This window comes from Bacillus sp. NPDC094077 (genome assembly GCF_050279465.1).
Lineage (GTDB): Bacteria > Bacillota > Bacilli > Bacillales > Bacillaceae_G > Bacillus_A.
Map to the genome: position 1 here is coordinate 18598 of NZ_JBNNUF010000005.1, position 24261 is coordinate 42858.

A 24261-nucleotide genomic window follows, 5' to 3' on the forward strand; every position below is an offset into this window, starting at 1 on the left:
CCCGATTGGTTCAACTAATAATTAGTGGGGATGAACCTCCCACTGATTAAAGTTTCACTTTATGTAGTATGAGCGTTGGCGAGGTTAATTATGAGGTGAATTTCAGCTAAGCAGCCAGTATATGAAAAAAGAGCTGCGCATGCAGCTCTTTTTTATAGGAAATATCCAAGTAATAATCCGATTCCCATTAGGAAGCCGAAGATTGTATTTGTCTTTGCTGTTGCAATCATCGCAGGTACCATTTCCATTGGAATGCTTTTGCCGATGAAACCTTTTGTCGCTTTAAATGCTTTCGGTGCACTTAAAAATACGATAAGCATCCATGGTGATACGATGTTCACGATAATTAAAGCGATTGTCCAAATGTAAGCAACAATGAACATAGAAGCGAGCACACCTACTGCTCTTTCGCGTCCAACGAGAATTGCTAACGTTTTACGGCCATTTTCTTTATCGCCATCTAAGTCACGAATGTTGTTAGATAGTAAAATTGCACCAATTAAAATGGAACTTGGAATAGATAATAAAATGACTTCTGATGTTACTGTTCCTGTTTGGATAAAGAATGAAATACCAATAATGATAACACCCATAAATAATCCTGCTGTTAACTCTCCAAATGGTGTATACGCAATTGGAATTGGTCCACCTGTATAAAGATAAGCAACGGCCATACAAACAAGACCGATTGCAGCAAGCCACCAGCTAGAATTCATACAAATATAAACACCTAATAGTATTGCGATGCCGAAAAATCCAAATGCTAAGTTCAGTACTGTTTTTGGCTGAATGCCATCGCGAACGATAGCGCCGCCGATACCAACTGAACCCTCATGATCTAATCCTCTTTTATAATCAAAGTATTCATTAAACATGTTCGTTGCTGCTTGAATGAGAAGACAAGCAAGAAGCATCATAAGGAAAAGAGGGAGATGTATTTGATTTATACCTCCAACCTGCATCGCATACGCTGTTCCGATGAAAACAGGAACGAAAGCTGCTGTTAATGTATGGGGACGTAGTAAACTCCACCAAATGCGCCAGCCCGTTTGTTTATTTGGCTTTGGCGCCGTAGGAGAGGAATTCGTTTTGACGTTCATTTCCATGTTGAATCCTCCTTAAGTCACATATTGTACACAATTAAGTGTAGAAAAAGCATCATTTAGTGTCAACGTTTATTTTCTAGGAAGAGAAGGGGAATTTCTCAGAAATGCTAAACGTTGACAGGCCTTTCGTTTGAGGTGTATCTTAAAATCAAGCGTAATTATGACTATTTTTCGCCCATAGGGGGGAGACAATTGTGATTCAAACGAAACAAAAAGGTTTGCAAGAAGTTCTTAATGCAGCCATTAAGCGTGCAACTAATGAAAAAACATTAGTTAGTTTTGTAAAACAAATAGACTGGATGGATCCACTTCTGTTTTATGCAGCAGGAAAAAGGATGTCATTCGAAAATAGATGTTATTTTGCAGACCCAGCTCAGCATGTAATATTTGCAGGAATTGGCTCTGTTTTTACTATAGCAAATTCTTCTCATAAGCGCTTTCAAACTGCTCGTGATGAGTGGGAGAAAGTAAAAGAGAATGCATTTGTGCAAAGAGATGAATATGAATTTGGAACAGGTCCTCTTTTATTCGGTGGGTTTTCATTTGATCCAGAAAAAAAGAAAACGGACTTATGGAAAGAATTTAAAGATACAACATTTTCACTACCCGCATTTTTATTAACTGTAAAAAATGAAAAAGCATGGTTAACGATGAATGCATTTGTTTCAGCGACAGATTGTGCGGAAACTCTTTATAACGAAATGATTTCTTTGGAAGAGAAAATTTTACAAGAGAGTAAATGTGCGCTAGAAGGATCGAAGTTAACAGTTACTTCTAAAGTAGAAGTGGATCCGAAAGGCTGGATGAAGGCCATTGAAAAAGTGCAAGATGAGATGAAACAGGGTAACGTGCAGAAGGTTGTATTAGCGAGGGAGTTAAAAGTAGAGATGAATCATCATATTGATTCTGCTCTTGTTTTAGAAGCGCTTCGCATTGGGCAACCGGATTGTTACGTATTTTCTTTTGATTATAAAGGAGCATGCTTCTTAGGAGCGACGCCAGAACGATTAATTCGCAAAGAAGATGAGAAGTTTACGTCGATGTGTCTTGCTGGTTCAATTGGTCAAGGTCATTCTATAGAAGAAAGTGAGCAAAATGGTAATGCGCTTCTTCATGATGAAAAGAATTTAGCTGAACACGGTTATGTTGTTAACATGATCCGAGGTGTACTGAATGAACATTGCGAATCTGTTAATATTCCGGAAAGCCCGGGCTTATTAACAACGAAAAACTTAATTCATTTATATACGCCCGTAGAAGCAAAAGGCGATGCTAGTCTTTTAACGATGGTAGAAGAATTACACCCAACCCCAGCTCTTGGCGGGACACCTCGTTTGGAAGCGATGAAACTGATTCGTGATGTTGAATTGTTAGACAGAGGGTTGTATGGTGCACCGATCGGCTTTATAGATGATGAAGGAAATGGTGAATTTGCGGTTGCGCTTCGTTGTGGATTATTAAATGGCGAGAAAGCATCCTTATTTGCTGGTTGTGGGATTGTAATTGATTCAGTACCACAACTTGAATATGAAGAAACAAGTTTGAAGTTTAGACCGATGCTTGGTGCTTTGGAGGAATTAATGAAATGAACAATCATATAGAAGCATTATCATATTATTTAGGCGCGTTCGTGGATGAACTGACGCGTCTAGATGTATGTGATGTTGTCATTAGTCCAGGCTCACGGTCAACGCCGATTGCTTTACTAATGGAACAACATGAAGGAATGAAAACATATTTACATGTTGATGAAAGATCAGCAGGATTTTTTGCGCTTGGTATCGCGAAAGCGAAGAAGCGTCCAGTAGCATTATTATGTACGTCAGGAACAGCAGCAGCGAACTATTATCCAGCTGTATGTGAAGCTTTTCATTCACGGGTGCCGCTTATCGTATTAACAGCAGATAGACCGCATGAATTGAGAGATGTGGGTGCACCACAAGCGATGAATCAATTTAATTTATACGGCACTTTTGTGAAGCAATTTACAGAGATGGCACTTCCAGAAGCGAGTGAAGCGATGTATCATTATGCTCGTATGACGACGCAGCGTACGATAGCAAATGCTTGTTCAGCGCCGCAAGGTCCTGTTCATCTCAATTTTCCAGTTCGCGAGCCGCTTATCCCGGATTTCTCATTAGAAAGCTTATGGGATAAAGGACGTGGTGAATATACAGGAGTAGTTCAGCAAGGAAACGTGACGATGCCGAGTGAATATGTAGATTCTCTTGTAGGGCGCCTTTCGCATATGGAAAAGGGGCTTATTATTTGTGGAGATGATAGTCATTCGGAACTCGCAGCATCGGCGGCAGAACTAGCTGAAAAAACTGGATATCCAATATTAGCGGATCCACTTTCTAATATTCGTAGCGGGTATCATGATAAAACGATGGTAATCGATTGTTACGATACATTTTTACGAAACGAACTGTTAAAAGAAACGTGGAAGCCAGACGTTATTATTCGTTTTGGTGGTATGCCTGTATCTAAAGCGTTAACGCAGTTTATAAAAAAACAAACGAAAGCTGTTCATATCGTAGTAGACGATTCAGGACAATGGAGAGATCCAGCTCTTGTTGCGACAGAAGTTGTACATGCGGATGATATTGAATTTTGCAAGGCATTAATAGAAAAAATGCCGGTTGTGAAAAAGAATGATTGGTTCGGAATGTGGCAACATATAAACGAAAAAACGAAGGAAACACTCCTTGAAATAGAAGGATATGAAACTGCATTTGAAGGAAAAGTCATTACGGATATTGTTCGTGTATTACCAGAAGGGGCAACGTTATTTGCGAGTAATAGTATGCCAATTCGGGATACAGATTCATTTTTCTTCACATCAGATAAAAACATACAAGTTATGGCGAACCGCGGTGTAAATGGTATTGATGGAATCATTTCGACAGCTTTAGGAGCGAGCGTTATTTGCGAGCCGCTCGTATTGGTCATTGGTGATTTATCGTTTTATCATGATTTAAATGGACTGTTAGCAGCGAAATTGCATAAATTAAACATAACAATTGTTGTTGTAAATAATGACGGCGGCGGTATTTTCTCATTCTTACCGCAATATGAGAAAAAGGAACATTTCGAATCATTATTTGGAACACCAATCGGGCTTAATTATGAACATGTTGTCAAAATGTACGATGGCTCATTTAGCCGTGTAAATGGGTGGGAAAACTTCCGAGAAGAAGTGCAAAAAGGAACGACAACAAAAGGTTTACACGTTGTAGAAATTTGTACGAACCGTGATGAAAACTTAACATTGCACCGTAAATTATGGGCAAAAACGATGGACGTAATTACTACATCTTTACAAGGTGAATCAAAATGAAAGTAACGTTCCAAGGTGTATCGTATGAATATGAGATAGTCGGAAGTGGGGAACCACTTCTACTTCTTCATGGTTTTACGGGAAGCATGGAAACGTGGCGTTCTTTCATACCTTCATGGAGTGAAGAGTTTCAAGTTATTGCAGTGGATCTTATTGGGCACGGGAAGACCGAGAGCCCTGAAGATGTCACGCACTATGATATCCGAAATGCGGCGCTACAAATGAAAGAACTACTAGATTACCTTCATATTGAAAAAGCACATATACTTGGCTATTCAATGGGTGGTAGACTGGCGATTACGATGGCATGCTTATATCCAGAGTATGTACATTCTCTTTTATTAGAAAACTGTACAGCTGGGCTTGAAAGTGAAGAGACTAGAAAAGAACGTCGTGAAAAAGATGAGCGACTTGCCGATAAAATTGAGCGAGAAGGCATTGAAAGCTTTGTTTCTATGTGGGAAAATATTCCGCTTTTTGAAACGCAAAAACGTTTAGTAAAAAACGTACAAGAAGCGGTACGAAAAGAAAGACTCGCTAACAATCCGAAAGGGCTTGCAAATAGCTTACGCGGCATGGGAACAGGGGCTCAGCCTTCATGGTGGCATAAGCTAGAGGAGTTGAACATGCCTGTTCTTTTAATGAACGGGGAATATGATGAAAAGTTCTTTCGCATATTAAAAAACATCGAAAAATGCGTCTCTGACGCGAAATTTGTCAAAATTGATGGTGCTGGCCATGCAATTCATGTGGAACAACCGGAAAAGTTTGATACAATAGTAAAGGGATTTCTAAAAACTATGCAGTGATGCTTTTTTCAACAAGAAGGAAGCCACACTTATAGAGGAGATCAGAAATATACAAGGAGGTAGTAGTAATGGCTATTGAATGGGTAAAAGAAGGCAATTACGAAGATATTATTTATTCAACATACAATGGTATCGCAAAGATTTCGATTAACCGCCCTGAAGTACATAACGCATTCCGTCCGAAAACGGTAATGGAGTTAATCGACGCTTTTGCACATGCTCGTGATGATGCAAATGTTGGCGTTATCATTTTAACAGGTGAAGGTGGACGTGCATTCTGTTCTGGCGGCGACCAAAAAGTTCGCGGTCATGGTGGATATGTAGGTGACGACCAAATCCCACGTCTAAACGTATTAGACTTACAACGTCTAATTCGCGCAATTCCTAAACCAGTTATCGCAATGGTAGCAGGTTATGCAATCGGTGGTGGACACGTACTTCATATCGTATGTGACTTAACAATCGCTGCAGACAACGCTGTATTCGGACAAACAGGTCCTAAAGTAGGAAGCTTTGACGGCGGATACGGAGCTGGTTACTTAGCTCGTATGGTAGGCCATAAGAAAGCTCGCGAAATTTGGTACCTATGCCGTCAATACAACGCACAAGAAGCGCTTGATATGGGCTTAGTAAACACCGTTGTACCATTAGAAGAGCTTGAAGCAGAAACAGTACAATGGGCACAAGAAATTTTAGCAAACAGCCCAATGGCACTTCGTTTCTTAAAAGCTGCATTCAACGCAGACACAGACGGTCTAGCTGGTATTCAACAACTAGCTGGGGATGCAACGTTATTGTACTACACAACTGACGAAGCAAAAGAAGGTCGCGACGCGTTCAAAGAAAAACGCAGTCCGGACTTCGGTCAATTCCCTCGTTTCCCGTGATGAAAGCGGAGCCGACTGTTTAGCCCTGTCGGCTAAGGTTCTTTCGCACAGAAAGTGTTTTTTACTTTCTCGTGTGGAAGGTTCTTAGAAGGAAGGGGCTAGGAGGCGCAGCTGGATACGATCAAAAGCGGAAGCGGCTCGCCCACAATGTGAGACGAGACGCTTCCAAAAGATCAAACTGGAAACAAAACAATTAAGAGACTTGATTTCATATCAAGTCTCTTTCTTTCATGAAAGGAGAATGAATGATGGAGACGATGCCAAATTGGTTAATGCAGCGTGCATTTTTAACACCAGATCGCACTGCAATTGAAATAGAGGAAGAAAAGGTTACTTTTATGCAGCTGCATGAAAAAGTAGTATCTGTTTGTGAACACCTTTCACATGTAGGAGTGAAGCGGGCGCAAAAGGTGGCTGTTCTGATGAAAAATGGTATGGAGATGATTACAGTTATTCACGCCCTATCTTACGTAGGTGCAGTAGCTGTGCTTTTAAATACGCGTCTTTCAAGAGAAGAGCTACTTTGGCAAATGGATGATGCTGAAGTTGTTTGCTTAGTGACGGATCAAGATTTTGATGCTAAGGATGTTCCCGTATATTCATTTGCTGAAGTGATGAATGGACCGAAGACGGAAGCATCTATACAAGAAGAATTTTCTTTAGAAGAAGCGATGACAATTATTTATACGTCAGGAACGACAGGGAAACCGAAAGGCGTTATTTTAACGTACGGAAATCATTGGGCGAGCGCAGTCGGTTCTGCACTTAATTTAGGGCTTCGTGATGATGATTGTTGGTTAGCTTGTATGCCGATGTTCCACGTTGGCGGACTATCCCTTTTAATGAAAAATATTATGTACGGTATGCGCATTTTACTCGTTCCAAAATATGATGCTAATTTTATTCATAAAGCACTTCAAACGAGGGGCGTTACAATCATTTCTGTCGTATCAAAAATGTTAACAGATTTATTAGAAAGGCTTGGCGAAGGAACATACCCATCTTCTTTACGATGCATGTTACTTGGCGGAGGGCCAGCGCCGAAACCGTTATTAGAAACATGTGTAGAAAAAGGAATTCCTGTGTACCAAACGTACGGTATGACAGAAACGTCGTCGCAAATTTGTACGTTATCAGCAGATTATATGTTAACGAAAGTAGGATCAGCTGGAAAGCCCTTATTCCAATGCCAACTTCGTATTGAAAAAGACGGCGTAGTAGTACCGCCGTTTGCGGAAGGCGAAATTGTAGTAAAAGGACCAAACGTAACAGGTGGCTATTTTAACCGTGAAGATGCGACACGTGAGACAATTCAAAATGGATGGCTTCATACTGGTGACCTTGGTTATTTAGATGAAGAAGGATTTTTATACGTATTAGATCGCCGCAGTGATTTAATTATTTCTGGCGGAGAAAATATATATCCAGCTCAAATTGAAGAAGTGTTGCTTTCACATCCGGCGATAGCGGAAGCGGGTGTTGTCGGCATGGCTGACGATAAGTGGGGACAAGTACCAGCCGCTTTTGTTGTGAAAAATGGAGAAGCAACAGAAGAAGAAATTCTTCGTTTTTGCGAGGAGAAATTAGCGAAATATAAAGTGCCGAAGAAAGCATGTTTCTTAGAGGAATTACCACGAAACGCTTCGAAAAAATTGTTAAGACGAGAGTTAAGACAATTAGTGGAGGAGATGTAAGTGGAAATTAAAAAAGCGACACTTTATATAACGGAAATGCCACTGGTCACCCCGTTTGCGGCAAGTTACGGGACTTACGAAAAGCGTGAGAGTATCGTCATTGAATTAGAAGACACGGATGGATACATTGGTTTTGGTGAAGTCGTCGCATTTTCTGAACCGTGGTATACGGAAGAAACGGTGAAGACTACGCTACATGTACTTCAGGATTTTTTATTACCTGATTTATTGAAAGCTGAAATTTCTCATCCGAATGAAATACCGTCTTTGTTCCAGCATATAAAAAGAAACCGGATGGCAAAGGCGGGAATTGAAGGAGCCGTTTGGAATCTATATGCAAAACGTCAAAAGAGCTCGCTTGCGACATTACTTGGCGGAACGAAGTCTGAAATTGAAGTCGGCGTTGTAATTGGAATCAATACAATTCCGACTATGTTAAAACAAATAGAAAAGTACGCGGATGAAGGATACGAGCGTTTTAAAGTGAAAATAAAGCCAGAGCATGACTACGAGTTGTTGAAAGAGATTCGTAAAGAGTTTCCGCATATCCCATTAATGGCTGATGCGAATTCGGCGTACACATTAGCTGATGTAGAGAAGTTAAAACGGTTAGATGAATTTCAATTAATGATGATTGAACAACCGCTAGCGGATTATGATTTTCTTGATCATGCACAGTTACAAAAGAAAATTGAAACGCCGATTTGTTTAGATGAAAGCATTCATAGCTTAGAAGATGCACGCGTAGCGATTACGCTTGGTAGTTGCCAAATCGTTAACATTAAACCAGGACGAGTGGGCGGATTAACAGAATCCGTTCAAATCCATAATTATTGCATGGAGCATAACATACCAGTTTGGTGCGGCGGTATGGTGGAAATGGGAATCTCCCGCGCGCAAAACGTTGCGCTCGCTTCATTACCTAATTTTACGATTCCTGGAGATATATCTGCTTCTAGTAGACATTGGGAGAAGGATATTATTTCACCGGAAGTGATGCTAGAGGGCGGGAAAGTGATTGTACCGCAAAGTATTGAACGTGATTATGAAGTAGACCGAGGGAGATTGGAAGAAATAACGAAGCAGCGGATTGTGTTTGAGAGATGAATTGAAACTTTAATCAGTGGGGGCCATCCACCACTGATTATTAGTTCACACCAATCGGGCTCTTACAGGATAATTTTGCCGTTAAGTGTCGAACCGTCGATATAATTTCATGTACTATTATCTTTGTACAATAACAAAGGTTACTCTCATGAGTCATGCCCATCAACTTAAGAATTTTTACTACCCCCAGAACGAAAATTTTGTGCATTTTGCTCGTATTTATTGTTTGGCGATTTAGTGCTATCCCTAAAACATCTGGACTGTAATAGCCAATTAAAAAATGCAAACAAAAAGACCTTTAATCAGTCGTTTTGTTTGCTTTTCTTTTTTCTAAAACCACAGAAAAGATAAGTACTATAGTTAACACCATAATAAACCTTATCTCACTTCCATCGCTTACAAAAAATGAATACAAAGTATAAATTAAAATTAATATTCCATAAATAATTTTATACAATGAACGCCCCCCTTTTTGCCGTATATATTTTAGTATGAAAATTTAATTCAAACCCTATATCAAAATGAAAATAAAAGCACCTGTGATATACGCAAAGTACTTTTCTCTTGTCAATTTATCTATTTTCACTATACTTATCTATTTTTTTTATAACTCAAACTTCTTCGAATCGTACTTTTCTAGAGTTTGCTGCAATTCATTTTGTTCATATGGAATATGTTTATCTATCTGTACACCTTCAACATTTGCTCCACCTGCTAATAATTTCCTGTACTTAAAAGAGTGTCCTGTTAATACTGTTTTAATCATTTTTGTATTTCCCTCCTTTTGTTTGATTACTTGTATCATAAAACAAGTATCTGAAGTTAATATGTAGTCTATCTAGAGTGTATGTAAATTTAAAAAATCCCTAATAAAATGTTTGTGTTGTAACGTTACAGCCAAAACTATTGCTCCAAACCCCATGTTCTAGACTCCATTCCTGCTACAGTTCAATATTGAGTAAATATAAAAAGAGCACCACTTTTTGGATGCTCTTTGTTATAACTATATATTATTTAATTTCCTTCTTTTGTTGGTACCATTTTTCCTTCTTGAGAGTCTGTACCTTCTGTTCTTTCAACAGTTTTTGCATGTTCTGGTTTTTCAGGGGCTCCAATTTCAAATCCAGGTTGAGAATCTGTACCTTCTTTTGTTGGTACCATTTTTCCTTCTTGAGAGCCTGTACCTTCTGTTCTTTCAACAGTTTTTACATCTTCTTTAGAAGTTGCTGGCACTGCATCTTTAGGGGCATCAAGGTTTTGTGAAAAAGACGTTGTTCCATCTGCACTCTGTGTGATTACTTGATTTGAACTATCTTCATTTGATTTTAAATTGTCCATTTTCGCATCATCTGCACCTACTGCACCTCCCGCTACCAATCCTGTACTTAAAAGTGCTCCTGCTAATAATGTTTTAATCATTTTTCATTACCTCCTTGTTTTGTTTGAACATGTATTTAGCATAAGACAGGAATCTATAGTTGATATGGACTGTATCTGGAGATTATGTAAAGAAAAATAGATGATCAGTTGTATATCCTAATAGGTGTTTAGAAAAGATTGAAACTTTATTTGAATTTAATAATTGAATTAGCTTTTATTTTTGGCTGTGAGGGTCAATCCTTAGTCCGAATATTTAAATTGATAAAACATCCCAGTGGGTTAACTCTACTGGGATGCTTTTATGATTATCCAATAAAAAAAGCAAAGTGAAAATCATGTATGAAATAAATGTAAGTAACACAAGGAAAACTATAAGCATGGTATTGAAAACACATCGTTCTATTCTTTTTTTCATTTGAACTTACTTTATGTTTTTTAATATGTACAAAAAAACATTCATCTTTCAATCAGATGAATGCAAAAATTAAAATCATTTTGGTTTCTTAGATTATTTGTGGAGTTTAAACCAAAAAACAAATTTTAATAACCTAAGACCATTATGAGAGAAAAATTATATAAAAAAGTAAGTATTCGGTTTCTTAACGTACAAGGCACCGATTTATTTGTGTCTAAACGTCTAATTTTCTTTTTTTGATATGGTGACCCCATCGCTATTAAGCTAACAAAACAAAATACCCCCACATCCATCAACTTAACAGAACAGGTTGCCCCTAAAACGATAAAAATGAACTTCGGTGCTATAAAAAACATAAAGATAGGTGCTGAACGAATGCAAATGATCAGAGAAGATTTAACAAAAATAGTTTATGAAGCAAGCGAAGATAAATTTTTATCGGGAGTAAGACCTGTCTGGTAAATATAGAGTTTATAAAAGAGACTAGCCGTACATGGGACGAGCCCCTAAAATACAATTCCGCTAGAAATTTTTGCGCTATATTCTCTTTTCTTTTATTTGTGATAGTTGATTAACAACACTTTCTAAAAATTTGTCTACCTTTTCTTTTGATGTATCCGGCGCATGATAACCAATCGTAAATGTAAGTCTGCCATTATAAAAGCTTGCACCCATTGAAAAGAATGGTGCATACATAATGGGGGAGGTCATATACCCGTCCTTAGCTTGAACTTCACCAAACTGAATAGGTTCATCAGCGATCACCCCGAAATTTGTCAGTAATGGCAACGCCATCCCCATCTGTAATGCCTGTTCGTATTGCTGATTATACATTTCCTTCACCACAGATAGCTTCATACCTGCCAGTAGCTCCATTCCTGCTGCTGAAGAAAGACCTGGATTTTGAGACTTTATTTTATCCATGGATTGTTTAATTCGAATGAGAGTCTGATTAAATGATTCATCATCTTCCATTTTAATCACTGGCATTTCTATGCCGGATAAGTTGCAAATAGCGCCAGTTGTATAATTAGGCAGATATCGACGTAAATCAATTGTTAAACCGATCATTTTTTCTGCGGTGCGAGGTTCTGCATACACAGTGAAATGTGATAAAGCTCGGAAGTATGCAGTCATGATTACATCATTCAAGGTAGCCTGTTGTGCTTTTGTCCATTGGGTTAGACGTAGAGATTGCTCATGGTTCAACCGCCGTACGGACATTTGGGGAAATTTATTTTTGCTGGGTTGAGATGGAAAAGACCATAACGATGCCTGTTGTTCTTGGTTAGGACGATACGCACTTTTTACGTCCGATATTCCAGCATATTTGAATACAGGTGATTGATCTCGAAAACTCTCATTTTCCCCACCAAATTTCTTTATAATTTGATCCTTAGATTGTCCCAAGGAGAGTTGAGTATAAATTGCTCCCAGCAAATTAATATATTCCTTGACCCCTGCACCATCTGAACATAGATGAGATAATTTCACAACTAACATATCTGTTGTAGTGCCTCGTAATAATTTTGTTTGAACCATAGGTCCCTGAATACGATCTCCAGGTTCCTTAATAAAATCTATTGCCATTATTTCAATTTCTTGATCATTTCCTTCTACAAAAAGGCAAATAGGTGAGTTAGTGCCAGATGAATATTCCTCCCAGTAAGGAATATCATTTTCTACAAACCGGCTGTTCAAAATCGGCTGCAATTGTAACGTTATCCTTACTGATTGTTCAAGTATTTTCTTTGATATACCTACAGGAAAATAAAGAACTGCATTAATTTGTTGATCTGCAGAATAAAGACCTAATAAATAATTCATTCGATCTTGAGGTGTTACTGAATACTTTCTTTGTTCCATAATTTTGTCCCCCTTTTAGGACTTTTTTGTATAACCTTATTCTCCATATGGTTGTAACTTTTCTGGTCATTTTTCTTCAAGAACTAATAATGCTTATTATTTGAAATTTTTCACGAAAGCATCATTTCCGTACTAGTTCTATTCTTTTTACAGCTCTTTGTAGGTGATATACCCATTATTTTATTGTTTTTAACACTTCCTTTATTTTTAAAGAAAACAAACGAAAATTAATTACGTTTGCTTATATACAAACATATTATGATAAAGTTTGATAATTATCAATAGAATGAATAAATCATTTTTATGTCTGTCCATAAAAAAACAATAATATAATACGTTTAGGAGTTACTTCATAATATTAGGTTGATGGGCATGACGCTCATGAGTAGCCTTTTCGTATTGTACAAATTGGATAGACTAGTTTACAATCGAGCGTATGAAAATGGAATGAGAAAAAGGGGGAGTAAAATGAAGCGCATTTCAATTTTAATAGCCGATGACGAAGCGGAAATTGCTGATTTAATTGAGATACATTTAGAAAAAGAAGGTTACCATGTTGTGAAAGTGGCTGATGGAGAAGAGGCGATACGCGTTATTCAAACTCAGCCAATCGACTTAGTGGTTTTAGATATTATGATGCCGAAAATGGACGGATATGAGGTGACGCGTCAAATTCGCGCCAAATATCATATGCCGATCATTTTCTTAAGCGCGAAAACATCTGACTTCGATAAGGTGACAGGTCTTGTACTAGGTGCGGATGATTATATGACGAAGCCTTTTACACCGATTGAATTAGTTGCGCGTGTAAATGCACAACTGCGTAGGTTCCTTACGTTAAATCAGCCGAAAGTAGAGGAGAGTAAATCTGCTTTAGAGGTAGGCGGCGTTGTGATTGACCCTGAGCGCAGAACGGTTGATGTGTACGGTGAGCAAATTGAATTAACACCAAAAGAGTTTGACATTTTATATTTATTAGCGAGTCATCCGAAGAAAGTGTACAGTGTGGAAAATATTTTTCAGCAAGTATGGTCAGATGATTATTATGAAGGTGGAAATACAGTGATGGTGCATATCCGTACTTTACGGAAAAAACTTGGGGAAGATAAACGAAAGAATAAGTTAATAAAAACAGTGTGGGGAGTAGGGTATACTTTCAATGGCTAAAAAGATGAGAAGCTTTCGCTCAAAGATGGTTATGCTATTTGCGTTAAGTATGGTATTAGCAGCTGGCGTAACGTATTTGATTTATGAAGGATTACGGCTTTATTATAAATTAGTAGTTCGTTATGAAGATCCTTTAGCTCAATTTCGTTCAATGGTAAGACAAATTGGGGATATTAATTTCTTTTTAATTATTTTCATCCCTTTGTCTATTATGTTTTTCTTTTTCCTTACTAGACCATACTTAAAATATTTTGATGAGATTTCGAACGGGATTCATCATCTGGCGAACGGAGATTTTACAAATCAGGTTCGCGTTTCATCAAATGATGAGTTTGGATATATCGCCCACGAAATGAATGTAGCGAGTGAGAAACTAAAAGAAGCAGTTGAACGGGGAGATTTTGCGGAAAGTAGTAAAGACCAGCTAATTGTTAACTTAGCTCATGATTTAAGAACGCCGTTAACATCTGTTTTAGGCTATTTAGATTTAATTCTTAAAGATGAGAATTTGACGAAGGAACAAATTAAACATTTTTCCACAATTGCTTTTACGAAATCCGAAAGACTGGAAAGTTTGATTGATGAATTATTTGAAATTACGAGAATGAATTATGGTATGTTGCAGCTTGAAAAAAGACCAATTGATATAAGTGAATTGATCATACAGTTAGAGGAAGAACTGTATCCGTTATTAGAAAAAAAGGATTTAGAGGCGAGATTGAATATGGATCCTCATTTACCTATTAACGGTGACGGGAAATTATTAGCCCGAGTATTTGAAAATCTTTTAACGAATGCGATTCGCTATGGGTATGATGGAAAGTTTATTGATGTGAACGGATATATTGAGAGTGAAGAGGTAGTTGTACAAATTATTAATTACGGAGATAGCATTCCAGAAGAAGATTTACCGTATCTTTTTGATATGTTTTATACAGGGGATAAGGCAAGATCGGAGCAACAGGGCGGAACAGGTCTTGGATTATTTATCGCGAAAAATATTATCGAACAGCACAATGGGACAATCTCTGCTGAAAGTAATGTAGTTAGAACAATATTTGAAGTGAGATTACCAAAAGAAGAGAGCCAAGCAATTTAATAAAAATTTAAACTTTACCCCACTTTTTATTTTAACAGTTTTTTCTATTCTATACGTAAGTTACGTTAAGGAGGAACTAGTAATGAAAAAGTGGGTATTTCTTTTTCTTTTTATAGTGTGCACAGTATGTGTAGGCTTTTATATATCACCGTTATTTCAAAAGGAGATCGATGTTAAAATCGGCGGAAAAGATAGTGCGGTAAAGGCTTCAAATACGGAAAAGATAGAAATTACAGAAAAAGAAATTTATAAAGGGAATCTATTATTAGTTAATAAAGATTACCCAGTAAAAAAAGATAGTATTAGGTCTGATATTATAAATGTAAATCACAATAGTGAATTAATAAGAGGCTATGTGATATTTGATAGAAATCTGAGCTTATCAAGGGATGTTGTGAAAAAGTTTTTGAACGTTGTCGATGCGGCTGGAAAAGATGGAGTACAACATTTTTTAATGAGCAGCGGGTATCGAGATTTTAAAGAACAAAGTAAATTATATAAAGAAATGGGATCTGATTATGCACTTCCAGCAGGATATAGTGAGCATAATTTAGGCTTATCACTGGACGTTGGTTCTACTCAAAAGAAAATGGAAAAAGCTCCTGAAGGAAAATGGGTGGAAGAGAATGTATGGAAGTATGGTTTTGTATTACGCTACCCGAAAAATAAAAGTAACATTACAGGCATTCAATATGAGCCATGGCACATCCGTTATGTAGGCTTGCCTCATAGCGCAATTATGCAAAAGAAGAATTTGACTCTAGAAGAATATTTAGACTTTCTAAAAGAGAAAAAGGAAATTTCAACAGATGTGGAAGGGAAGAAATATACGGTTTCTTATTATAAAGTTTCAGAGAATATGAAAGTGAATGTTCCGGTAAATAAGCAGTACGATATTTCGGGGAACAATATGGATGGGGTTATTGTGACGGTTTATGAATAGAGAGAAAGAGGTTGTTTCATTTTTGAACAGTCTTTCATCATATGATAAAGTTGGCGAAGTAATTGCATATAGTGAAGGCTACTACAATACGGAAATGCAGTATTATGTAGTTAATTATGACGTATAAAAGCGAGGGGATTTTCCCTCTTTTTTATGTTTCTTTAGAAGATACCTTAACAGGTATCTTTTTTTATGAAGCCCGTTTTTCGAAACAAGCCCGTTTTTTAGAAAGCCAAGCTTCCGATTCGCCCTGAAAACATACTATAAATGGAATCCCCTCATTTAGAGCAAGGTGAACTTGTTATGAATGATACTAAAGGAGGAATAGAATAATGGGCGAAAAGTGTGAACACAGACATGATGATTGCGACCGTAGACGTGGCCACGGAGGCGGTTTTGCGCTTCTAATCGTATTGTTTATTTTATTAATCATTATCGGCGCTAGCTGCTTCGGTGGTTGCGGTGGCGGTTATGGTGGTTTTGGCGGCTACGGCTATGGCGGCGGTTATGGTGGGTACTGCTGCTAATTATTTAAAAACTATTGAAAATAGCCTTGTGCGTATTGCACAAGGCTATTTTATTTATATTTTAACATGTTGTGACAATTTATTAATGTAAAGTGATCGGATTAAGAGGAAGAAAATGATCTCGATCATCCCGAATAAAGTGAGTACGATCAATAACTCTTTTCGTAAAGAGAACGAGAACATAGTTTGTAAAAACCGAATCGCAAATACTGTATGAATACCAGCGACGATATACGGAACGAAAAATAAAATTCCTAATTGAATCGTTGCAGAACGAAACATTTCTGATTCTGTTAAGCCAAGCTTTGTAATCGTAATGTACTTTTGTCTTTCAGTTGTTAAATCGTTGTACATACGGAAGTATAAAACACTAGCTGCACCAATAAAGAAAATAAAGCCGAGAAACGCCCAAATAAAGAATTGAGCAACCGCATTTTCTTTACTGTGAACGAGTTCATCCGTAGCTGTATGAATAGAAAACGGTTTGATAAAACCTTCTTCATCCTTATGTGCTTCAAACAAGTTGTTTGCATCATGATCTAAGATTTTTAATATATTTTTTGTTGGGACAATTGCATTTTCCCAATTTTCCACGAAGTAGTTATAAACTGTAATTGTTTCAATATGAGGAATCATATTTTCAATCACACTATCTTGCATAACGATTAAATGAGGTAATGCAAAAGATGGTTCGATTCCTTTATTAATAAAGCCTTTAATATGAAATTCCTTTTTATTAGAGCCAAGCCTAATAGTGTCCTGCTTCGCAAATGGGTTTGACACGAGATTTAATAATTCTGGCGAATAGTGAGAAATACTATAAACTTGTGTAGAATCGAGAGTGATTTCTGGCCTATTTAATTGTTTAGCTAATGCGTTATAATCACTCATTTTCATAAGGGCAATTGATTCTTTTAAAGCTGTATCTTTTAAAACGGTAAACTTATATTTTTTATATTGAAAATTAGCATTTGTAAGTTCAGTTTCAATAGTAGTAATATGCTTTTGTTCAAATGTATTATCACCTTCTGATGTATAGGTGAAGGGTATTGGATATCGTTCTAATATTGATGCTTTCGTATGGTTATTTGTAGCAAATAACCCAGTAATGATTGTAAATGCAAGGGCAGATAGCATAGAAACGATAAAGAGTACATTAATATTACTACGGGTACGAGCAACTAAATCTGAAATCCATAACATATTTATTTGTTTCAAATAGAACTTTCTTCGCTTTTTTAAAATGTAGATAAAGAGAAGAAATGTTTGTGAAAAGAATAAATATGTCCCAACTACTACGAGCGGTAAAATAGATAACATAATAAAGAAGACAGAGCCATTTTGTACATTTTTTTCTGTTACGTAGCCTTGTGGGTAACCGGCGATATAATAACATAATCCTAAACAAGTTAAAGCAAATATCGAAATGAGTATAGATGGTTTTTTTTCTTTCTTCGCTTTTTTCATTCCTTTAATGAGCTGCGTTGTTTTACGAGTACGGATGAACATCGGTGTAAACGTAGAAACGATTAAAAATAAAACGATAAACGTTACGGTTGTAACGATGATTGCTTTTGTTGGCCAATATAAAAAGAGGCCTTTCGCACCTGTTAATTTCGAAGTGACTAATAAGAAGAAATTAGAAAACACAAGGCCACCTTGAATACCGATAAAGATAGCTAATAGCCCAATTATCATGTTTTCAGTAAATAACAGTCGTTTTAACTGTTTCCGTGAGATACCAAGAATAGTGAGTACCCCGAATTGCTGCTTCCGTACATTTAAAAACGTTCCGATTGAATATAAGAGAAAAAAGAACGAGAACATAACGATAACAAGCTGTGCTGTACTAGCTAAATTCATTAAAGGATCTCGTTCTTGAAAGTTTTGTCCACTTTGTAAGCGTGGGTGATACGCGTATACAGTAAATGAAAAGAAAACCATTATAGAAAACGCACTGCTTACAAAATAAGCAAAATATGCTTTAGAATTACGCGAGACATTTTTAAATGCAAATTGCCAAAATGTCATCCACGTCTTCCTCCTAATAATGCTAGAACATCTAATATTTCTTGGTAAAATTTCTCGCGGTATAATCCGCGGTGCAGTTCATTGTAAAGCTCTCCATCTTTAATGAAAATAACCCGGTTACAATAACTAGCTGCAAATGGATCGTGCGTAACCATTAAAATCGTTGCATTCTCTTCTTTGTTTAGCTTCGTAAATAATTCCATTACATCAATAGCTGCCTTTGAGTCCAAGTTTCCTGTAGGTTCATCAGCTAGTAAAAGAGACGGGTGGTGAATAACAGCACGTGCTACTGCAGTACGCTGTGCTTGTCCTCCTGAAACTTCAAAAATACGTTTATTTAAAATGTGATCGATTCCTAGCTTTTTTGAGATGTTATCGAGTTTTTGATCCATTTCTTTTAAAGGAACATTATCTAATGTTAAAGGTAGTACGATATTTTCACCGATTGTCAACGTATCTAGTAGGTTGAAGTTTTGGAAAACGAATCCTAATTCTTGGCGACGGAAAATCGCTAACTTTTCTCTACGGAATGTGTGAGGTTGTTTTCCGTTAATCACGACCTCTCCAGAAGTAGGAGAATCAATTGTAGAAATAACGTTTAAAAATGTTGATTTACCGCTTCCAGACGGCCCCATGATTGCAACGAATTCTCCTTTATCCACGTGTAAATTTATATTTTTTAAAGCGGTATGAGGGACTTTCCCCTCATACACTTTTGAGACGTTTTTAATGTGTAATACTTCTTCCATAATAATCACCTTTCTATTCCTTAAAACTTAATATGTTGTGATAATTTTTGCATATAAAAGGAACGAATTAAAAGGAAAAAGAGAATTTCAACCGTTCCAAAGATTACAAGTACAACTGTAATTTCAGCGAATAATGAGAGATGTAATATTTCTTGTAGCATCTTTGTCGCAAACATCGTATGGACGGATGCCATAATGTAAGGGACAAAGAATAGAATAGCAAGCTGAATTGTCGCTGAACGTTTCATCTCGGCCTCTGTTAATCCAATTTTCGTAACCGTTATATACTTTTCTTGCTCATTTGTTAAATCTGTATACATACGGAAGTAAAGAACACTACCAGCACCAATAAAGAAAATAACACCTAGGAACGTTCCAATTAAGAAAAATGAAGCAGCATTTAGTTTTGTTTTGTATAGAGAGTCACTTGCTTCACTTGCATGGAACGGCGTGTGCTCTGCTTGGATCGCGGCACTGTCGTTGTTAATTTTAGTTATAAATGCTGAACCAATATTATGTGCTTTTTCCCAATCTGTGACTTTGAAGCTATATACACTCATCTGTTTTGAAACGGTTGATAAGGCTTCTACATTTTCATCAGATAGTACAATTAATTGGGGTATTAGGCTATTTGGGAAAGGGTTATAAATTTTATATTCTTTCACTTCTAGATGTAAAGAGTTTTGATTAAGTGTAAGAGTATTTTTCTTTTCTTGCTCATGAATAGTGCCAATGACTTGATTATCTAGATCTTTAATAAGGATATAAGATTCATTATTATTCACGGTGAGAGTTTCCCAGTTTAATGCTTTAGCAAGTATATTATAGTCACTTTGTTTAATTGCATAATAGGGTTGCGGACTCTCTTCTGTCGAAGACACTTCAAATATATCCGTTTTAAATTTTTTATAAGTAAATTGTTCTTCGTTAAACTTTTGTTCCAACCAATTTAAATGTTCATCAGCTAACGTATTTTCAGTATGTGATAAATAAGTAAAAGGGAAAGGGTTTTGCCTTATTTCATCAAACTTTGTGAATTTCCCAAACCCATATAAGAAAGTAATCATTGTAAAAGCGAGCGTCGATAACATCGCCACAATGAAAAGCATATTAATATTTGTCCGAATACGGGTTGCTAAATCAGAAATCCAAAGCATATTAATCCGTTTCATATAAAACTTTCTTCGCGTCTTTAATATACGAATGAGTAAGAAGCTAATTTGTGAAAAGAAAAAATATGTCCCAGCTGCAATAAGTGATGGAATGACAAATATACTAGAGACGGCATACAAAAGGCCAACTATATCTCCAAGAGACATAAAGTATAGCGGATTTGCTGCTAATATATATCCAGATATTAAACATATCGCACCAAATAAAGAGACGAGTACGGATGCTTTTCTTTCTTTATGTTGTTTACCTTCTTTTAAAAGTCGTACAGCTTTTCTCGTACGGATTAGCATCGGCGTAAAAGATGATACGAGAATAAAGAGTCCAAGAAAGATTATCGTAGTTAAAACGATCGCACTTGTAGGCCAATATAAATATAAACCAGGTACATGTGTAATTTTGGCGGTAACTAATAAAAAGAACTGTGAAAAAACAAGTCCAAGTTGAATGCCAAAAAATATAGAAAGAACACCAATTAACATATTTTCTAAAAAAACGAGTCTTTTTAATTGTTTTTGGGATATGCCAAGTACGGTTAATATTCCGAACTGCTTTTTTCGAACTTTTAAAAACGTACCAATCGAATATAGTAAAAAGAAAAATGAAAAGAACGCAATGACAACTTCTGAAATTGTCATTAATATGTTCAGAGCATAATTTACATCTGTCATGTGCAATTTCGGATGAAATAAATAAACTGCAAATGAGAAAAAAATTGCAATGGAAAACGCACTGCTTACAAAATAGGCGAAATAAGCTCTGGCGTTTCGTGTGACGTTTTTAAATGCAAACTGCCAAAATGTCATTCACCTAAACCTCCTAGTAGAGTGAAGAGGAAAAGGATAGAAGAGATATCCTTTTCCTGTAATAACTTTTTTATATTTTAACCATTCGTATACTCTGATAACTTTCGCATGTAAAAGGAACGAATGAATAAGAAAAAGATAATTTCAACTACGCCAAAAATTATAAGAACGGCTGAAATTTCTTTGAATAGCGATAAAGCAATTACATCTTGAAGCATTTTTGTTGCAAACATTGTATGAATGGATGCCATAACGTACGGAACAAAAAATAAAATGCTAAGTTGGATGGTTGCAGACCTTCTCATTTCCGCATCCGTTACACCAATTTTTGAAATTGCTACATATTTTTCTTGTTCGTTCGTTAAATCGGTATACATTCTGAAGTAAAGAACGCTGCCTGCTCCAATAAAGAAAATAACTCCTAAGAATGTTCCGATTAGAAAGTACGCAGCACTTCCGGATGTGATTCTATATAATGAGCCTGCTGATTCATAGGAGCGTATAAGGGGCCCTTCGTATTGGAATTCTTGTCGATCTTTTTGTATTTTTCGCATAAAATCATCAGCAATTTTATATGTCTTTTCCCAGTTTTGAACGTTATAATTGTACGCTTCTACATGTTTTGTTGTACTTGGTAAGTTGTTTACAATAGCGTCAGGTAAAATTAAAGTTTGATATGAAAAGTTAGATGGAATGGCCCCTACTTGTTCATAGCCCTTTACTTGTAATGTCGTATTTGTGCTAGAAAGTGTAATGGATTTTCTATTGTAGCTTGGCTCAAACTCGCTGAATAAGGCGGTATAAGCGTTACCTGTTATGACATATGCTTCGTTATCGTTCATGAATAGTTGTCTCATTCGCAGAGAAGCTGCAAGTTTGTTATAGTCACTTTGTTTCATTGCATAGACGTCATTATAATCCGTTATACCTTCATCTTCTTTTAGCGGTGTTTCATATAAATCAGCTTCTATCTTTTTATAAGAGAAATTTTCTTTTTGTAACTGCTGTTCAAGCCAAGTTAAATGCTCGTTAGCAAAAGGATTTGCGTCATATGAAAAATAAGAAAATGGAAAAGGTGAACTTCTCGTAACATTTAGCTTTGTAAACTTTCCTGCTCCATATAGGAACGTAATCATTGTGAAAGCGACTGTAGATAGCATCGCTACAATAAAAAGCATATTAATATTCGTTCGAATGCGGCTTGCTAAATCAGAAATCCAAAGCATATTAATCCGTTTCATATAAAACTTTCTTCTTTTCTTTAAAATATAAATAAGCAAGAAACTAATTTGAGAAAAGAAAAAATATGTCCCAATTGTAACAAGTGTTGGGATCACAAAAATACTTGAAACCATATATATAACGCCTATTTGCGGGCTTATGGAGAAGAAATATTTAGGATTTGCAGCTAAAATATAACCACCTAATAAACAGATCGCACCAAATAGAGAGACGAATATGGATGGTTTTCTTTCTTTTTGTTTCCCGCTATTAGCTTTTAAAAGGTGTACCGTTTTTTTCGTACGAATCAGCATTGGTGTGAATGAAGATACAGCGATAAAGAGACTTAGAAATACAATTGTTGTTAAAATGAAAGCATTCGTGGGTATATATAAATATATACCTGGTACGTGCGTAATTTTCGCTGTCACTAATAAGAAAAATTGTGAAAAAACAAACCCAAACTGCATGCCGAAAAAGATAGATAAAATCCCAATTAACATATTTTCCATAAAAACGAGACGATGTAATTGTTTTTTCGATATACCTAAAATGGTTAAAATCCCAAATTGTTTTTTTCGAACTTTTAAAAACGATCCGATTGAATAGAGTAAAAAGAAGAAAGAGAACAATACAATGACAACTTCTGAAAAAATCATTAATCCTGCGATTTCAGAGATCATAGTGAAATTTTGTAATTTCGGATGGAATAAATAAACAGCGAACGAAAAGAAAACAGCAATCGAAAATGAACTGCTTACGAAATAAGCGAAGTAAGCTCTTGAATTACGTGTTACATTTTTAAATGCGAATTGCCAAAATGTCATAATATGTGCCTCCCGTTAGAAGGGCAATATGTAGTTTTATTGCAAAAAATGTATGAGAGTAAGTTCTCATACATTTTGCTAGCATATGTTACGATCATGCTTCGGTCACCTTCTCCGTATTTTCTGCTTGATTATTTGCAGCGTTGTGGAAGATGATTTTAATCGTCGTTCCTTTACCAACTTCAGAATCTAGTTTGACAGAGTGACCTAAATAATCACAAATTTTACTTACAATATAAAGTCCCATCCCAGTAGACTCTCCGAATATACGACCGTTTTTTCCCGTGTAAAACGGTTCAAATACTCTTCGAATATCTTCTTGCGGAATACCAACGCCTTCATCGCGAATTTCTAAAATAATATCTTTTCCATTTTTATAAGCAGATAAGAACACTTTTTTTCCGCGCTCATCAGAGTAACGAACAGCATTTGTCATTAACTGATAGATAATGAAATTTAGCCATTTCGCATCAGAAGTAACTTTTAAATCAGAATGGACTTCTAAAACAGGGAAGACACCATTACGAATGAATAGTTCTTTTAATCCATTAATATTTTTTGTTACAGTATCTTTTAATGAAATTGTCTCGACATGGAAATCTTCATGGAAGTTATTTAGCCTTGCCATATATAAAGCCATATCAAGTCCTTGATTGAGTCGTTCTAATTCTTTTTTAAACTTCGGAATTAAATGTTCATCTTCCATTTCTAGTACCATAAGCTGCATGACAGAAACGGGCGTTTTCATTTGATGTACCCAGTGATTAATAAACAATTGATGTTCTTGTTGTTTTACTTCGTACGATTGTAGTTCTTTTTGGAAGAGACGGTACTGCGTACGGACAAGTTCATTTACACCGTGAGGCATTGGTGCAGTCGCCCTTTCAATAAACGCGTCTTCCATTTTTTCTGGTTGTTCACTTAATCTATGATACATTCTACGGTTACGAACGTAACGGTAAGCGAGGAAACAAATAAATAAGTATAAGCTTAAAACAACGAAATAAAATTTATTATTTTGGAATCCATCTACCGCATCATATAAAACGAAAATAATACCGAAGTTTAATACGTACAGTAGAAAAAATGCAAAATGATCACGTAAAAATAGCTTCAT

General features: G+C 36.3%; 20 protein-coding genes and 2 pseudogenes. 12 read left to right on the forward strand and 10 right to left on the reverse strand.

Features of this window, described 5'->3' with window-relative positions:
- Positions 1-152 precede the first annotated feature (152 nt).
- Positions 153-1106 carry a 1,4-dihydroxy-2-naphthoate polyprenyltransferase gene (locus ACQKNR_RS14180; protein ID WP_427318455.1) on the reverse strand — a complete coding sequence of 318 codons (954 nt, stop codon included), beginning with the start codon at positions 1104-1106 and terminating at the stop codon, positions 153-155.
- Between the two features lie 194 nt (positions 1107-1300).
- On the opposite strand from ACQKNR_RS14180, the gene ACQKNR_RS14185 reads away from it, so the two are divergent.
- The 6 genes from ACQKNR_RS14185 to menC all read left to right on the forward strand — a co-directional run bounded on the left by ACQKNR_RS14185 (position 1301) and on the right by menC (position 8943).
- Positions 1301-2695 (forward strand): isochorismate synthase, encoded by a 1395-nt coding sequence (locus ACQKNR_RS14185; protein ID WP_427318456.1) that lies wholly within the window; start codon positions 1301-1303, stop codon positions 2693-2695.
- On the forward strand, positions 2692-4446 hold the full coding sequence (menD, locus tag ACQKNR_RS14190) for a 2-succinyl-5-enolpyruvyl-6-hydroxy-3-cyclohexene-1-carboxylic-acid synthase (protein ID WP_427318457.1): 1755 nt from the start codon (positions 2692-2694) through the stop codon (positions 4444-4446). Before ACQKNR_RS14185 ends, menD begins: the two co-directional genes overlap by 4 nt.
- Positions 4443-5255 carry a 2-succinyl-6-hydroxy-2,4-cyclohexadiene-1-carboxylate synthase gene (gene menH / locus ACQKNR_RS14195; protein ID WP_427318458.1) on the forward strand — a complete coding sequence of 271 codons (813 nt, stop codon included), beginning with the start codon at positions 4443-4445 and terminating at the stop codon, positions 5253-5255. Before menD ends, menH begins: the two co-directional genes overlap by 4 nt.
- 68 nt (positions 5256-5323) lie before the next feature.
- Positions 5324-6142, forward strand: coding sequence for a 1,4-dihydroxy-2-naphthoyl-CoA synthase (menB, locus tag ACQKNR_RS14200; protein ID WP_000963873.1), 819 nt, complete (start codon positions 5324-5326; stop codon positions 6140-6142).
- A 248-nt stretch (positions 6143-6390) separates the two neighbouring features.
- Complete coding sequence (locus ACQKNR_RS14205) at positions 6391-7836, forward strand: o-succinylbenzoate--CoA ligase (RefSeq protein ID WP_427318459.1); 1446 nt, start codon at positions 6391-6393, stop codon at positions 7834-7836.
- Positions 7837-8943 carry an o-succinylbenzoate synthase gene (gene menC, locus ACQKNR_RS14210; RefSeq protein ID WP_427318460.1) on the forward strand — a complete coding sequence of 369 codons (1107 nt, stop codon included), beginning with the start codon at positions 7837-7839 and terminating at the stop codon, positions 8941-8943.
- A gap of 298 nt (positions 8944-9241) precedes the next feature.
- Here the strand turns inward: menC and ACQKNR_RS14215 are convergent, their stop codons facing one another.
- From ACQKNR_RS14215 to ACQKNR_RS14225, 3 genes are all read right to left on the reverse strand, one after another.
- Positions 9242-9400 (reverse strand): hypothetical protein, encoded by a 159-nt coding sequence (locus ACQKNR_RS14215; RefSeq protein ID WP_427318461.1) that lies wholly within the window; start codon positions 9398-9400, stop codon positions 9242-9244.
- A 147-nt stretch (positions 9401-9547) separates the two neighbouring features.
- Positions 9548-9709: a hypothetical protein gene (locus ACQKNR_RS14220; protein WP_427318462.1), complete on the reverse strand. Its 162-nt coding sequence runs from the start codon at positions 9707-9709 to the stop codon at positions 9548-9550.
- Positions 9710-9957: 248 nt separating this feature from the next.
- Positions 9958-10362, reverse strand: coding sequence for an alpha-ketoglutarate permease (locus tag ACQKNR_RS14225; protein WP_427318463.1), 405 nt, complete (start codon positions 10360-10362; stop codon positions 9958-9960).
- 736 nt (positions 10363-11098) lie between these two features.
- Here ACQKNR_RS14225 and ACQKNR_RS14230 point away from each other — a divergent pair.
- Positions 11099-11200, forward strand: a pseudogene (locus ACQKNR_RS14230) (MarR family winged helix-turn-helix transcriptional regulator); the annotation flags it as partial.
- A 75-nt stretch (positions 11201-11275) separates the two neighbouring features.
- Here ACQKNR_RS14230 and ACQKNR_RS14235 read toward each other — a convergent pair.
- Positions 11276-12604, reverse strand: a complete 1329-nt coding sequence (locus ACQKNR_RS14235; RefSeq protein WP_427318464.1) for a condensation domain-containing protein — start codon at positions 12602-12604, stop codon at positions 11276-11278.
- Positions 12605-13072: 468 nt separating this feature from the next.
- On the opposite strand from ACQKNR_RS14235, the gene ACQKNR_RS14240 reads away from it, so the two are divergent.
- From ACQKNR_RS14240 to ACQKNR_RS14260, 5 genes and pseudogenes are all read left to right on the forward strand, one after another.
- Positions 13073-13771, forward strand: a complete 699-nt coding sequence (locus ACQKNR_RS14240; RefSeq protein WP_427318465.1) for a response regulator transcription factor — start codon at positions 13073-13075, stop codon at positions 13769-13771.
- Positions 13764-14870, forward strand: coding sequence for a sensor histidine kinase (locus ACQKNR_RS14245; protein ID WP_427318466.1), 1107 nt, complete (start codon positions 13764-13766; stop codon positions 14868-14870). The genes ACQKNR_RS14240 and ACQKNR_RS14245 overlap by 8 nt, the downstream gene beginning before the upstream one ends.
- Positions 14871-14952: 82 nt before the next feature.
- Positions 14953-15813 (forward strand): M15 family metallopeptidase, encoded by an 861-nt coding sequence (locus tag ACQKNR_RS14250; protein WP_427318467.1) that lies wholly within the window; start codon positions 14953-14955, stop codon positions 15811-15813.
- A gap of 37 nt (positions 15814-15850) precedes the next feature.
- Positions 15851-15940, forward strand: a pseudogene (locus ACQKNR_RS14255) (GntR family transcriptional regulator); the annotation flags it as partial.
- A 205-nt stretch (positions 15941-16145) separates the two neighbouring features.
- The gene (locus ACQKNR_RS14260) at positions 16146-16340 is read left to right on the forward strand and encodes a YjcZ family sporulation protein (protein ID WP_427318468.1); all 195 of its coding nucleotides are present in this window, start codon (positions 16146-16148) and stop codon (positions 16338-16340) included.
- Positions 16341-16394: 54 nt separating this feature from the next.
- On the opposite strand, the gene ACQKNR_RS14265 is transcribed toward ACQKNR_RS14260, so the two are convergent.
- The 5 genes from ACQKNR_RS14265 to ACQKNR_RS14285 form a co-directional block, all read right to left on the reverse strand.
- Positions 16395-18371, reverse strand: a complete 1977-nt coding sequence (locus ACQKNR_RS14265; RefSeq protein ID WP_427318469.1) for an FtsX-like permease family protein — start codon at positions 18369-18371, stop codon at positions 16395-16397.
- The gene (locus ACQKNR_RS14270) at positions 18368-19120 is read right to left on the reverse strand and encodes an ABC transporter ATP-binding protein (protein WP_427318470.1); all 753 of its coding nucleotides are present in this window, start codon (positions 19118-19120) and stop codon (positions 18368-18370) included. Before ACQKNR_RS14270 ends, ACQKNR_RS14265 begins: the two co-directional genes overlap by 4 nt.
- Before the next feature lie 20 nt (positions 19121-19140).
- Positions 19141-21096: an FtsX-like permease family protein gene (locus ACQKNR_RS14275; protein ID WP_427318471.1), complete on the reverse strand. Its 1956-nt coding sequence runs from the start codon at positions 21094-21096 to the stop codon at positions 19141-19143.
- A 77-nt stretch (positions 21097-21173) separates the two neighbouring features.
- Positions 21174-23144, reverse strand: coding sequence for an FtsX-like permease family protein (locus ACQKNR_RS14280; RefSeq protein WP_427318472.1), 1971 nt, complete (start codon positions 23142-23144; stop codon positions 21174-21176).
- Positions 23145-23238: 94 nt separating this feature from the next.
- Positions 23239-24261, reverse strand: a complete 1023-nt coding sequence (locus tag ACQKNR_RS14285; RefSeq protein ID WP_427318473.1) for a sensor histidine kinase — start codon at positions 24259-24261, stop codon at positions 23239-23241.

Bases quoted from the DNA above. Each gene is read 5' to 3' on its own strand.
- ACQKNR_RS14250 (WP_427318467.1), top strand. From the start codon at position 14,953: ATGAAAAAGTGGGTATTTCTTTTTCTTTTTATAGTGTGCACAGTATGT.
- ACQKNR_RS14260 (WP_427318468.1), top strand. From the start codon at position 16,146: ATGGGCGAAAAGTGTGAACACAGACATGATGATTGCGACCGTAGACGT.
- ACQKNR_RS14235 (WP_427318464.1), bottom strand. From the start codon at position 12,604: ATGGAACAAAGAAAGTATTCAGTAACACCTCAAGATCGAATGAATTAT.
- ACQKNR_RS14205 (WP_427318459.1), top strand. From the start codon at position 6,391: ATGGAGACGATGCCAAATTGGTTAATGCAGCGTGCATTTTTAACACCA.
- ACQKNR_RS14285 (WP_427318473.1), bottom strand. From the start codon at position 24,261: ATGAAGCTATTTTTACGTGATCATTTTGCATTTTTTCTACTGTACGTA.
- ACQKNR_RS14225 (WP_427318463.1), bottom strand. From the start codon at position 10,362: ATGATTAAAACATTATTAGCAGGAGCACTTTTAAGTACAGGATTGGTA.
- menB (WP_000963873.1), top strand. From the start codon at position 5,324: ATGGCTATTGAATGGGTAAAAGAAGGCAATTACGAAGATATTATTTAT.
- ACQKNR_RS14265 (WP_427318469.1), bottom strand. From the start codon at position 18,371: ATGACATTTTGGCAATTTGCATTTAAAAATGTCTCGCGTAATTCTAAA.
- ACQKNR_RS14245 (WP_427318466.1), top strand. From the start codon at position 13,764: ATGGCTAAAAAGATGAGAAGCTTTCGCTCAAAGATGGTTATGCTATTT.
- ACQKNR_RS14240 (WP_427318465.1), top strand. From the start codon at position 13,073: ATGAAGCGCATTTCAATTTTAATAGCCGATGACGAAGCGGAAATTGCT.
- menH (WP_427318458.1), top strand. From the start codon at position 4,443: ATGAAAGTAACGTTCCAAGGTGTATCGTATGAATATGAGATAGTCGGA.
- ACQKNR_RS14280 (WP_427318472.1), bottom strand. From the start codon at position 23,144: ATGACATTTTGGCAATTCGCATTTAAAAATGTAACACGTAATTCAAGA.
- ACQKNR_RS14275 (WP_427318471.1), bottom strand. From the start codon at position 21,096: ATGACATTTTGGCAGTTTGCATTTAAAAACGTCACACGAAACGCCAGA.
- ACQKNR_RS14220 (WP_427318462.1), bottom strand. From the start codon at position 9,709: ATGATTAAAACAGTATTAACAGGACACTCTTTTAAGTACAGGAAATTA.
- ACQKNR_RS14270 (WP_427318470.1), bottom strand. From the start codon at position 19,120: ATGGAAGAAGTATTACACATTAAAAACGTCTCAAAAGTGTATGAGGGG.
- ACQKNR_RS14180 (WP_427318455.1), bottom strand. From the start codon at position 1,106: ATGGAAATGAACGTCAAAACGAATTCCTCTCCTACGGCGCCAAAGCCA.
- menD (WP_427318457.1), top strand. From the start codon at position 2,692: ATGAACAATCATATAGAAGCATTATCATATTATTTAGGCGCGTTCGTG.